Origin of the sequence: Nocardia sp. 852002-20019_SCH5090214 (genome assembly GCF_001665865.1) — a bacterium.
Lineage (GTDB): Bacteria > Actinomycetota > Actinomycetes > Mycobacteriales > Mycobacteriaceae > Nocardia > Nocardia nova.
This window is the reverse complement of record NZ_LZMK01000393.1, coordinates 94,838-108,614: the sequence shown is the minus strand read 5'-3', so window position 1 is coordinate 108,614 and position 13,777 is coordinate 94,838. Positions and strand designations below refer to the sequence as shown.

At 70.5% G+C, this 13,777-nt stretch carries 2 protein-coding genes (1 of these 2 only partly in view); both read right to left on the bottom strand.

The features are described 5' to 3' along the window. Positions 1-80: 80 nt before the first annotated feature. Positions 81-299, bottom strand: a complete 219-nt coding sequence (locus A5780_RS32530) for an MbtH family protein (protein ID WP_030517136.1) — start codon at positions 297-299, stop codon at positions 81-83. A 416-nt stretch (positions 300-715) separates the two neighbouring features. Next, on the bottom strand, positions 716-13,777 hold the 3' portion of the coding sequence (locus A5780_RS32525) for a non-ribosomal peptide synthetase (protein WP_064910975.1). It continues 18,684 nt past the right edge of the window; only the last 13,062 of its 31,746 coding nucleotides appear in the window; its start codon lies beyond the right edge, outside the window — the gene reads right to left on this strand; it ends in the stop codon at positions 716-718.

Sequence of the window (13,777 nt, the reverse complement as noted above, 5' to 3'; positions counted from 1 at the left end):
GCGCCGATGCGAGGAGAACGTGAACGCCGCGACGTGCCGGTGCAGGGGAGGTTCGGATGGCACGCCGCGGCGCGACGCATTCAGTTGGCTTGTAGGCGCATGGCCTCGATCAGCGACTTCGGGCGCATATCGGTCCAATGCGATTCGACATAGTCGAGGCAGAGCTGACGCAGACAAGGGCCGTGAGCGATCGTCCATCCGCTCGGCACGGCCGCGAACACCGGCCACAACGAGTGCTCGCCTTCATCGTTGGTCAGGACGTAGAACTCGGCGTCGTCATCGTCGAATGGGTTGCTCATTCGATTACCTTTCGTGCGGAACTGTGTCCGGCGCGGTGACTCCACCACCGCACCGGGTGATGGTGCGGGCCCGCGATGTCCGGGCCCGCACCGCGATCAAGCGCCCGGTGTCACCGACACCGCCGATCCGGTGGAGAGCAGGTTCGCGAGGGCGGTGAAGATGCTGCCGAGGCCGGAGCTTCCGGTATCCATCAGTCGATAATCCTTTCCGGGGCGATTTACTTCGGGGTGTAGGCGAGGCTGGAACCGGAGCTGAGGAAGCTCAGGATCTGGGTGAGGATCGCGGTGTAGTCGGTGCCTGTCATACTTTCTTCCTTCTTCCTTTCACGGTCGCGAACCGCGAACGCCGGACCGGCGCCCGAGGGCCGCACGGAACTTGATCGGTTCCGGGCTGATGAGGCGAAAAGCGATGCGGATCAGTCTGTTTCGCCGTTGTTCAGGTGTTCGCTCAGCACCGCGCCGATGCGTCGCAACGGTTCCGCGGACGTCATGCGCCAGTGGGTGGTGGGCAGGCGGTGGCGCCGCACCGCGCCGCTGACCGCCGATATCCACCCGTCGGCGCCCGGCTCGCTCGAGGCGTCGCGGGCGGCGACGAAGTACGTCAGATCGCCTCGATAGATCCGAGGCCGATAGGCGGCGGCCAGATCGACCGATTCCAGCGCCGCCTCGAGGACGGCGGTGATCCGATCCCGGCCCAGCGACGCGAACGGTTCGGGCAGCATGTCGAGGAGCGCGCCTCGATCCTCCGGCAGGGCGTCGCCGAAGTCCTCGATCCGCTCGCCCAGCAACCCGCCCAGCAGTTCCGGCAGCGCCACCGGCTCGAACTCGTCGGCATCGGGCTCGCCGAGCCGGCTGTCCATCACGGCCAGCAGTTCGACCCGCTCACCCTCGTCCTGCAACTGCACCGCGACGGCATGGGCGAGCACGCCGCCGAGCGACCAGCCCAGCAGGTGATACGGACCGTCCGGCTGCACCGAGCGGATCGCCTCGACATAGCGCCGCGCCCACTGCTCGACGGTGCCGGGCAGGTCCTCCCCGCTCAGCGCCGGCGATTGCAGACCGTAGAGCGGCCGCTCCACCGAGGCGGCCAGGCCGGCGAACGACCAGGCGACACCACCGACGGGATGCACACAGAACAGCGGCTCGCCGATACCGCTGCGCCGCAACGGAAGCAGCACGTCGAAGGCGGCAGCGGGATCGATATCGCCTGCGGCCCGGTCCAGTTCGGCCAGCACGGCGGCAGGCGTCGGCGCGGTGAACAGCATCAGCACCGGAACCTGTTGCCCGAGTGCGGCAGTCAACCGCGCCGCGAGTGTGGTCGCCGAGAGCGACGTGCCGCCGAGTTCGAAGAAGTTGTCCTCCAGGCCGAATCGCTGCACACCCAGCACCTGCGCGAAGGTCTCACAGACCAGCGTCTCGGCCGCGGTCCGCGGAGCGCGGAATTCGCGCACCGCGCGCGGCGGCGCCGGGAGGGCACGGCGTTCGAGTTTGCCGGACGCGCTCACCGGAAGTTCGTCGAGCACGACCACGACCGCCGGAACCATGTACGCGGGCAGATGCCGCGCGAGTCCGGCACGCAACCGATCGGTGTCGACGGTGTGCCCGGCCTCGGCGACCACATAGGCCACCAACTGCTGGTCCATGCCGTCGTCGCCGCGGACCAGTGCGACGGCCTGGGCGACCTCGGGCTGTGCGACCAGCGCCGCCTCGATCTCCCCGGGCTCGATCCGCAGCCCGCGCAACTTCACCTGGAAGTCCGAGCGGCCGCGGTACTCCAACTCGCCGTCGGCATTCCACACCACCAGATCGCCCGTGCGGTACATGCGTTGCCCGCCCGCTGCGCCCATGCCCCCTGACCCGCCCAGGAAGGGGTCGGCCACGAACCGGTCCGCGGTCAGATCGGGGCGTGCGAGATATCCGCGCGCCAGCTGGATCCCGGCCAGGTACAGCTCGCCGGTGACCCCCGCCGGCACCGGGCGCAATCGTGAATCCAGCACGTAGACACGGGTATTGAAGACCGGGCGGCCGATCGGCACCGTGGCGGTATCGGCATCGGTGACCTCGTGGTAGGTCACGTCCACCGCGGCCTCGGTGGGCCCGTAGAGGTTGTGCAACCGGGCGCCGGTCAGGGTCCGCAACCGCTGCGCGACCGCCGGCGGCAGCGCCTCGCCGGAGGCGAAGACCCGCCGCAGCGAGGTACCCGCACCGGCCCCCGATCCCGCGACGAACGCCGCGAGCATCGACGGCACGAAGTGCGCCGTGGTGACCGATTCGGCCGCCACCAGGCGGGCCAGATATTCCGGATCGCGATGCCCCTGGGGTGCGGCCAGCACCAGCCGGGCACCGATCTGCAACGGCCAGAACAACTCCCACACCGACACGTCGAAGGTGACGGGCGTCTTCTGCAGCACCACGTCGTCGGTCTGGAGCCGGTATTCCGACTGCATCCACACCAACCGGTTCACGATCGCCCGGTGGCTGACCGCCACGCCCTTCGGGCGCCCGGTCGACCCGGAGGTGAAGATCACGTAGGCGATGCCGTCCGGCCGCAACGGACACACCCGGTCCGCATCGGTCACCGCGGCGTCGCTGTAGTCCGCGAGGTCCAGCCGATCCAGCGCGATCGCGCCGTCGATCGTCGAATCATGCAGTCCCAGCACGCATTCCGGCGCCGCAGTGTCGAGGATGTGACGAATCCGCTCGTCCGGCTGATCCGGGTCGATCGGCACATAGGCGGCGCCGGCCTTGATCACCGCGTAGACGGCGACCAGCAGTTCGACCGAGCGCGGCAGTGCCACCGCCACCCGCTGCTCCGGGCCGATCCCCCGGCCGATCAGATACCGGGCCAGCCGGTTGCTCCGCGCATCGAATTCCGCATAGGTCAGAACCCGTTGTGCGGCACCGGTTCCCGCGCGATCCTCGGCGAGCGCCACCGCCTCGGGATGCACAGCCACCGCGGCCGCGAACCGAGCGGTCAGCGTGTGCGGATGGTCGCTGCCGAAGACCGGCGGCAGATCCCGGGAAGTGTCGTTGTAGTCGACCAGCATGCGGGTGCGTTCGGCGTCGTCCAGCAGGTCGATATCGCCGATCGCCACCTCGGCGTCGGCGGCGACCCGGTCGATCACCCGCAGGAACCGCTGCACGAACCGCTGCACCGTGGCCGCGTCGAACAGGTCGGTGGCGTAGGTGACGGCGGCCGAGATGCCCGCCGGGGCGCCCTGCTCGTCGTAGGTGTCCGTCAGATACCAGTGCAGATCGAATTGCGATGTGCGCGTGTCGACATCGAGTTCGCTCACCGTCACGCCGGGCAACCGCACCTCGGCCCGATTCAGGTTCTGGAACGACAGGCCCACCTGGAACAGCGGATGCCGCGCCGTCGACCGGACCGGATCGAGCAGTTCCACCAGCCGTTCGAACGGCACATCACTGTTGGCGAAGGCCGCCAGATCCGTCTCGCGAACCTGGTCGAGCAGCTCGGCGAACGACGCCTGCGGCGCGACCCGGGCGCGCAGCACCAGCGTGTTGACGAACATGCCGACCAGGTCGTCGAGTTCCGCCTCACCCCGGCCCGCGATCGGCGCGCCGACCGCGACGTCGTCGGTGGCGGCGAGCCGGGCCAGCAGGACCGACAGCGCGGCGCGGACCACCATGAACAGCGAGGCGTGGCGGGTGCGGGCCAGCCGGTGCAGGGCCGCATGCCGCTCGGCGCCGATCTCGAACGTCAGCGCCCGGCCGCGCAGCGACTGCACCTTCGGGCGCGGTCGATCCGCCGGCAGCGCCAGCTGTTCGGGCAGGTCCGCGAGGGCGGTCCGCCAATGCGCGAGCTGACCCGCGACCAGGGATCGCGGATCGTCCTCCGCGCCGAGCAGCTCCCGCTGCCACACTGCGTAGTCGGCGTACTGCACCGGTAGCGGGGACCACTGCGGCGCCGCACCGGCCGTGCGCGCGGTATAGGCGGTCAGCAGATCCCGGACCAGCGGCGCGGCCGAGGCGCCGTCGGCACAGATGTGGTGCATCGACAGCACGACGATGTGCTCGGACGTATCCGTCACCCGCAGCAGCGCGGCTCGCACCGGAATGTCGGAGGTGACATCGAACGGGCGCGAAAGCATCTGCGCGACTTCGGCTTCCACCTCGGCGGCGATCACCGAACCGACCGTGAACTCGGCGTCGGCGCCGGCCAGGATCTGCTGGAACGGTCCGTCGTCACCCTGCGGATAGACGGTCCGCAACACCTCGTGCCGTTCGACCACATCGGCGAAGGCAAGCTCCAGTGCGGCGGCGTCCACCGCACCGGTCAGGCGCACCGCGAACGGCACGTTGTAGGCCGCGGAGGTCGGGTCCATGCGATTGAGCAACCACATCCGCTGTTGTGCCGGTGACAACGGGATCCGTTGCGGCCGAGTCCGTGCGGCGAGCTCGACCCTCGTCGTCCCGGCATGGGCGGCCAGCCGTTCGGCCAGGGCACGCACCGTCGGCGCCTCGAACACCGTGCGCACAGGGATCCGGGTCGCGGTCCGGGCGCCCAGGCGCGCGACCACCTGGGTGGCGATGAGCGAGTTGCCGCCGAGTTCGAAGAAGTCGTCGTCGGCGCCGACCCGTGGCACCCCGAGCGCCTCGGCCAGGACCGCGGCGACCAGTCGCTGTTGCGGTGTGGCCGGTTCGCGGTAGGGCCGCACCCGGAACTGTGGTTCCGGCAACGCCTTCCGATCCAATTTGCCCACCGGGGTGAGCGGCACGCGGTCGAGGACGACGATCGCGGCCGGCACCATATGCGACGGCAGACTGCGCGCGGCATAGGCGGTCAGCTGCTGCGGATCGACCGAACGTCCCTGCACCGCACGCACATACGACACCAGCGCGGTGGCGCCGGCCGGAGTCTCGCGACCCAGGGTGACCGCGAAATCGATATCGTCGTGGCCGGTGAGCACCGCGTCGATCTCGCCGAGTTCGATGCGGAAGCCGCGCACCTTGACCTGGAAATCGGTGCGGCCCAGATATTCCAGCTCCCACTCGCCCTCGCCGCCGACGATCCAGCGGACCAGGTCGCCGGTGCGATACATCCGGGTTCCCGGCGTGCCCCACGGGCAGGCGACGAAACGTTCGGCGCTCAGCCCCGCCCGGGCGTGGTACCCGCGGGCCAGGGCGTCGCCCACCACGTACAGCTCACCCGCGACGCCGGGCGGCACCGGCTGCATCCGCGCGTCGAGTACCAGCGTCGTCGTGCCCGGCACCGGGGTTCCGATGGTGATCGGCACGCCCGCGACCAGGACCGCGTAGGCCGAGGAGATGGTGGCCTCGGTCGGCCCGTAGCTGTTGACGAAGCGGCGGCCGGGCTGCCATTTGGCCAGCAGTTCCGGCGTGGTCGCGTCGCCGCCGGCGCCGACGACCTCGAGGTCCGGCAGTCCGGACGGATCGACGGTGGCCAGCATGGCCGGGGTGATCATGGTGTGGGTGACCCGCTCGGCGCGCAGCAGTTCGGCGAGTTCCTGTCCGCCCAGCACCGACGGCGGCGCGATGACCAGGGTGGCTCCGCTGCCGAAGGTCAGCAGCCACTCCTCCAGCGACTGATCGAAACTCGGCGAGCAGACGTGCAGGAAACGGTGCCGCGGCTCCACCCGGCACAGGCGGGTGGCATGGGCGGCGAGATTGGCGACCCGTCGGTGCGTGACCGTGACGCCCTTGGGCAGGCCGGTCGAACCCGAGGTGTAGATGGTGTAGGCGGCGTTGTCCGGGCGCAGCGGACGGATGCGATCGGCATCGGTGATCGGATCGTGGGAACGGGCCGCGCAGGCCGCGGCGGTGGTCTCGTCGTCCAGCGCCAGCCAGGTGGTGGCCGCGGGCAGGTCGGCAGCGAATTCCCGTGTGGTGATGCCGATTACGGCAGCCGAGTCGACCACCATATGCCGGACTCGATCCGGCGGGTAGCTCGGATCGACCGGCACGTACGCGCCGCCCGCCTTCGCGACCGCCCAGACCGCGGCGATCATCTCGTAGGAGCGCGGCAGCGCGATCGCGACCGCGCGCTCCGGCCCGACGCCCGCGTCGATCAGCATCCGGGCCAGCTGCGAGGACTGCCGATCCAGCTCCCCGTAGGTCACCGATCGACCGTCGGTGCGCACCGCGATCCGGTCGGCGCCGTGCCGCAAGCCGCGAGTGAAGATCTCCGGCAGCAGGCCGTCCGCGAGCACCGGGCCGCCGTCCATCCGGGTGAACTGCTCGTATTCGGGCGCCGACAGCAGCGGCAGGCTGCCGACGGCCCGCTCCGGGGTGGCGGCCACGGCCGTGAGCAGTCCGGTGAAGCGCCGGGCGAACGATTCGACCGTGGTGTGGTCGAACAGATCACGCGCGTACGACAGGTCGGCGAGCAGTCCCTCTCCGGTCTCCTGCACGGTCAGCGACAGATCGAATTGTTCGGCGTCGAAATCGAAGTCGACGGCCTCGACCCGCAGGCCGGGCAGTTCGAAATCGCGCTGCGGCAGGTTCTGGAAGGTCAGCATCACCTGGAACAGTGGATGGCGGGCCGTGGAGCGCTCCGGATTCACCAGCTCGACCAGTCGCTCGAAGGGCAGATCGGCGTGTCCGAACGCCTGCACATCGGTATCGCGTGCGCTGCGGAGCAATTCGGTGAAGGTCGCCTCGCCCGGAACCCGGGTGCGCAGCACGAGGGTGTTGACGAACATGCCGACCACATCGTCGAGTTCGGCCTCGCCGCGGCCCGCGATCGGGGTGCCGACCGCGACGTCGTCGGTGCCGGCCATGCGTGCCACGAACAGCGCCCACGCGGCATGGACCACCATGAACAACGTCGCATTGTGGGCGCGCCCCAACTCGGCCAGATCCGCGCGCAGCTGCTCCGAGATGGGGAACACCACCCGTCCGCCGCGTGCGGACTGCACCGCCGGACGCGGGCGATCGGCGGGCAGATTCACCTCGTCCGGCAGACCGGCCAGGGCCTCGCGCCAGTAGCGCGCCTGCGTCGAGATCAGGCTCCGCGCATCGTCTTCCGAGCCCAGCACCTGCCGCTGCCACAGCGCGTAATCCGCGTACTGCACCGGTAGCGGCGTCCAGTGCGGAGCCTGGCCGGCGCTGCGCGCGGCGTAGGCGAGCATGACATCGCGGGTCAGTGGCCGCATGGACCAGCCGTCGGCGGCGATGTGATGCACCACGAACACCAGCACGTGTTCGTCTGCCGAAAGGCGCAGCAGCGCAATGCGAATCGGTACCTCGGTGCTCACGTCGAAGCCGGCCGAGGCCAGTTCGGCGATGCACGCCGCGACCTCGTCGGCGCCGACCGGCCGCGGGGTGAGGTCCGCGCCCGCCTGCGCGGCGGGCAGGATGTGCTGCACGACACCGTGGGCCGTCTGCGGATACACGGTGCGCAACACCTCGTGCCGGGACAAGACGTCGAGCACCGCCTGCTGCAACGCGTCGACCCGCAGCTCACCGCGCAGCCGCACGGCGGCGGGCACGTTGTAGGCCGCGGATTCGGGTTCGAACTGGTTGAGGAACCACATCCGCTGCTGTGCCAGCGACAGCGGCAGCGCCTCGGGCCGCGGTCCGGCGGTCAGCGCCGTGCGACCACCGGAGCCGATGTGGCCGTCCACGCGCACCGCGAGCGCGGCCACCGTCGAGGCCTCGAACAGCAGCCGCACCGGAATCCGGGCGTCCAGGGCCGCGCCGAGGCGGGCGGATACCTGGGTGGCCAGCAGCGAGTTGCCGCCGAGGGCGAAGAAGTCGTCGTCGGCGCCGACCCGGGGCGCCCCCAGCACGTCGGCGTAGATATCGGCGATCGTCTGTTCCACCGGGCCGGCGGGAGCGCGGTAGGCCGTCGCCTCGAAGACGGGGCGGGGCAGCGCGGCCCGGTCCAGTTTGCCGTTCACCGTCAGCGGCAGCGCCTCGAGGACGACGAACGCCTCGGGCACCATGTAGGACGGAAGTGTCCGGGCCAGAGCCGCTTTCACCTCGGCGATATCGACATCACCGGCGGACGGGACGAGATACGCGACCAGTCGATCGGCGGTGCGCGGATCCGATACGGCCAGCACGGCGGCCTGCGCGAGCGCCGGCAGCGCGAGCAGCGCTGCCTCGATTTCCCCGAGTTCGATGCGGAAGCCTCGCACCTTCACCTGGAAATCGGTGCGGCCCCGATATTCGAGTTCGCCGGCCGCGTTCCAGGCCACCACGTCGCCGGTGCGATACATGCGGGCTCCGGATTCGAACGGGTCGGCCACGAACCGTTCCGCGGTCAGATCGGCGCGTCCGTCGTAGCCGCGCGCCAGCTGTGCACCGGCCAGATACAGCTCACCGGGCACGCCCACCGGCACCGGCAGCAGCCGCGAATCCAGCACGTACACCCTGCTGTTGGCCTCCGGACGACCGATCGGAACGGTCACCGTGTCGGTGTCGTCGACCGCGTGGGCGGTGATCGAGACCGCGGCCTCGGTCGGGCCGTAGAGGTTGTACAGGCGGGCGGAACCGGCGCGGCGCACGCGCTGCGCGGTAGTCGCGGGCAGGGCCTCGCCGATGGCGAGGATGCGGCGCAGCGAGGCCGGCAGGCGTCCGCCGGAGGCGGTGAGCAGCGCGTCGAGCATCGACGGGACGACATGCAGCGTGGTCACCCGCTCACGCCGCATCAGCTCGTCGAGGTAGGCGGGATCGCGATGGCCGTCCGGGGCGGCGACCACGAGCCGGCCACCACAGACGGCGGCGGACCAGAACTCCCACACCGAGAGGTCGAAGGTGGCGGCGGTCTTCAACAACACCGCGTCGTCGGCACCCAATTCGAATGCCGCCGTCTTCCAGCGCAATTGGTTGACGATCGCCTCGTGCGCGACGGTGACGCCCTTGGGCCGGCCCGTCGATCCGGAGGTGAAGATGACATAGGCCGGATGCTGCGGCAGCAGCGGGGCACGGCGGTCCCGATCGGTCACCGGGGCGGCGGACAGCTCCGGCACCTCGTCGATGTCCACCACGCGGAACTGCCCGTCCGGCAGCGTCGGTGCGATATCCGAGGTGGTCAGCACACACAGCGGAGCCGCGGTCGAGAGGATGTAGTCGACGCGTTCGGCCGGCTGGTCCGGATCGACCGGCACGTACGCGCCACCGGCGACGCCGACCGCGTACATGGCGACGATCAGTTCCCGGGAACGGCGCACGGCCAGCGCCACGCGGGTCTCCGGGCCGACGCCCAGTGCGATGAGATGCCGGGCGAGACGGTTGACCTGCGCCGACAATTCGGCATAGCTCACCGGTTCACCGGCGCCGTCGCGATCGACGATCAGCGCGGGTGCGGAACCGGCGGTTTCCACCGTCGCGTTCCACAGCACGGGAAGCGTTGTCGCGCAATAGGTTTCGGCGGTATCGTTCCAGGTCTGCAGAATCCGCGCCCGCTCCTGCGACGCGAGCAGATCCACCGAGCCGAGCGCCCGAGCCGGATCGGCACACACCGCTTCGAGCAGCCGCAGCAGCCGCTCGCCGAAGCCGGCCACGGTGGGGGCATCGAAGAGAGCGGTGGCGTAGGTGAGGGAGGCGGCCATGCCGAGCGGCGCACCGGATGCGTCGTAGCGGTCGGTGATCACCAGATGCAGGTCGAACTGCGAGACCGCGGTATCGAAATCCGCCGCGCTCACCGTCAGGCCGTCCAGCGCGAATTCGGCGGCGGCCTGGTTGTGGAAGGAGAATCCGACCTGGAACAGCGGATGCCGGGCGGTCGACCGGACCGGGTTCAGCACCTCCACCAGCCGCTCGAAAGGAATGTCGGCGTGGGAGAAGGCGGCCAGGTCGCCGTCGCGCACGCCCGTGAGCAGTTCGGCGAAGCCGGCGCCCGGATCGACCTCGGTGCGCAGCACCAGGGTGTTGACGAACATGCCGACCAGTTCGTCGAGGGCCCTGTCACCGCGGCCGGCGATGGGAGTACCGATCGCGATATCCGTCGAGGCCGACAGCCGCGACAGCAGGGTCGCGAAGGCGGCGTGCATCACCATGAACAGCGTCGCGCCGTGGGTGCGCCCGATCTCGGCCAGCCGGGAGTGGGTCGAGGCGTCCACGGTGAAATCGACGGTGCCGCCAGCGGTGGAGACCGTCGCCGGACGCGGCCGGTCGGTGGGCAGCGCCAGCTGGTCCGGCAGCCCCGCCAGCGTGCGGGTCCAGTACCCGATCTGCCGGGCGGCCGGCGATTCCGGATCCTCCTCGGAGCCGAGCACCTCGCGCTGCCAGAGCGCGAAGTCGGCGTACTGGACCGGCAGCGGCGTCCAGTCCGGCGCTGTCCCGCCGCGGCGGGCGGCGTAGGCGGTCATCACGTCCCGGGCCAGCGGTACCAGCGAGGACCCGTCGGCGGCGATGTGATGCATGGCCACGACCAGGACGTACTCGCTGCCGGGTGCGTCGGTGACGACGAACAGCCGGGCCCGCAGCGGCACCGCGGCCGTCACATCGAACGGCTCGGTGACGAAGTGCGATACGGCATCGAGCATGTCGGCGCCGCGCAGCGGCACGGGCGCCAAATGCGGTGCCGGGGCGTCGGCGACCGGGAGGATCACCTGCACCGGTCCCGCGTCGGTCTGCGGATACACCGTGCGCAGCACCTCGTGCCGGGCCACCACATCGGCGAACGCGGCATTCAGCGCGGGCACGTCGAGTGCACCGCTCAACCGCATGGCGAGCGGGATCGTGTAGGCGGCGGAGTGCTCGTCCATCCGGTTGAGCAGCCACATGCGCTGCTGCGCGAGCGACAGCGGCACCGGCCCGTCGACGGCGCGCGGGGTGAGCGCCACCCGGGCCGGCGCGCCCTCCGGCGCCGCGGCGACGGCCGCCAGGGCGGCCACGGTGGGATGTTCGAAGACGGCGCGCACCGGCACCGTCGTGTCGAATGCCGATCCGAGCCGCGCGGCCAACCGGGTTGCGGTGAGCGAGTTGCCACCGAGTGCGAAGAAGTCGTCGTCGAGGCCGATGCGGCGGGCTTCGCCGAGGCCGAGCACCCCGGCCACGATGTCGGCGACCGTGGATTCGGCGGCCGTGCGCGGGGCGCGGAATTCGGCTACCCGGAAAACCGGCTCCGGCAACGCCTTCCGATCCAGTTTTCCGGTCGGCGTCAGCGGAATCTCGTCGATGACCATGATCGCGGCCGGGACCATGTACGCGGTGAGGCTGCGGGAGGCGTGGGCCACCAGTTCGTCCACGTCGACCACGTGCCCGGCTGCGGCGACCACATAGGCGACCAGCGAGGTCTCCCCCGCCGCATCGAGATGGCCGAGGGTGGCGGCGAATCCGACCGACTCGTGCGCCGCGAGCACCGCGTCGATCTCGCCGAGTTCGATGCGCAGGCCGCGCACCTTCACCTGATGGTCGGAGCGGCCCACGTATTCGACGACGTAGTCCTCGCCGCGCGCCACCCAGCGCACCAGATCGCCGGTGCGGTAGAGCCGCTCGCCCGGCGCACCGTACGGATCGGCGACGAAGCGCTCGGCCGTCAGCGCCGCCCGCGCGTGATAACCGCGCGCGAGCCCGGGGCCGCGCAGATACAACTCACCGGTGACGCCGAGTGGCACCGGGCGCAGCCGCCCGTCGAGTACCACCGCCGACATTCCGGCGATCGGGGCGCCCATGTCCAGCGGGTCGCCCGGACGCTTCACCGCGCTCACGGTGGCGAACACGGTCGTCTCGGTCGGGCCGTAGGTGTTGTGGAATTCGCGGCCCGCGGCCCAGTGAGCCATCAGGTCCGGACCGTAGGCCTCACCACCGACCGTCAGCCGTCGCAGCCGAGGCAGCGCGGCGGGGTCGAGGGTCCGCAGCACGGCGGGTGTGATGAAGGCGTGCGAAACACGCTGCGCTGCCAGCAGTTCCGTCAGCTCGTCGCCGCCGTACACGCCGACCGGTGCGATGACGGCGGTCGCCGAGCCCGCGAAGGCCATCAGCAGTTCCAGCATCGACGCGTCGAAGCTCGGGGAGGAGGCGTGCAGCACCCGCGCGCCCGAATCGACCCGATAGTGCCGGCGATGCGCGGCCACGATGGCCCCGATACCGCCGTGGGTCACCACGACGCCCTTCGGCTTACCGGTCGTGCCGGAGGTGTAGATCATCCATGCCGGATTCTGCAACCGGACCGGGCGCAGCAGTTCGTGCGCCTCGATCGGCTCGGGAGAGATATTCCGCAGGCGCGCAGCGAATTCCGGCGCGTCGACGGTGAGCGCGCGCAGCGTCGCCGGGAGCGCGACGGCGTCCGCGACGGTGGTGATACCCACGGCCGCACCGGAATCGGCGAGCATATGGGCGATCCGCTCCGCCGGATAGTCCGGATCGACGGGCAGGAAGGCGGCACCCGCCTTCGCCACCGCCCACCAGGCCACCACCCACCGCACCGAGCGGGTGATCGCGATCGCGACGAAATCCTCCGCGCCGACGCCGGATTCGATCAGGACCCGCGCCAATCGGCTCGATTCGGCATCCAGTTCCGCGTAGGTCACATCCCGGCCGTCGCCACACAGCGCGATACCGGTGGGATTGCGGCGCGCCGCCTCCGCCAGGAAATCCGCGAGTGTGCGGGCGGCGACGAACGGCGTGGGCCGAGCGTCGAGCAGGGCCGCGTGTTCGGCCGGGGACAGCAGGTCGATATCGCCGACGGCGCGCCGCGGTTCGGCGACGGCGGCACCGATCACCCGGCCCAGCCGCCGCAGCAGTCCCGCCGCGGTGGCCGGGTCGTACAGGTCGGTGGCATAGGTGAGTTCGAGCGGCAAGTGCCCGTCGGCGTCCAGTTCGTCCGACACGGTGAACTGCAGGTCGAATTTGGCCACGGGATTGTCGAATTCGACCGGTTCGAGGATCAGCCCCGGCACGGCGTGGGTGTGCGAGCCGAGGTTGAGATAGCTCAGCGATACCGTGAACAGTGGGTTGCGATCCGCGGTGCGTGCCACGCCCAGGGCGTCGACCACGCGATCGAAAGGCAGTGCCGCATGAGCGAATGCGGCCAGGTCGACGGCGCGGGTGTGCGCGAGCACCGCATCGAAACTGTCGCCGATCCGAGGTCTCGTCCGCAGCGTCAGGGTGTTGACGAACATGCCGATCAGCTCGTCGAGTGCACTGGCGCCGCGTCCGGCGACAGGGGTGCCGATCGCGATGTCGTCACCGCCGGACAGCCGGCCCAGCAGCACGGTCAGGGCGGCATGCCAGACCATGAACGGGGTCGCGCCGTGCGCCTTGGCGAGGCGGTGGACCGCACCGGCGACGGCGCCGTCGATACGACCGCGCACGACCGCACCCCGGCGCGAGGCCACGGCGGGGCGCGGCCGGTCGGCGGGCAGGGCGAGTTCGCCGGGCAGATCCGCCAGCGTCCGGGTCCAGAAGTCCAGATGTTCGGCCTCGGCGGCAGCCAGCGACTGTCGTTGCCACAGTGCGTAATCCGCATACTGCACGGGCAGCGCGGGCCAGTTCGGCGCGGTCCGCGTCCGACGGGCCAGATAGGCGGCGATCAGATCCCGCAG

Bases quoted from the DNA above. Each gene is read 5' to 3' on its own strand.
- A5780_RS32530 (WP_030517136.1), bottom strand. From the start codon at position 299: ATGAGCAACCCATTCGACGATGACGACGCCGAGTTCTACGTCCTGACC.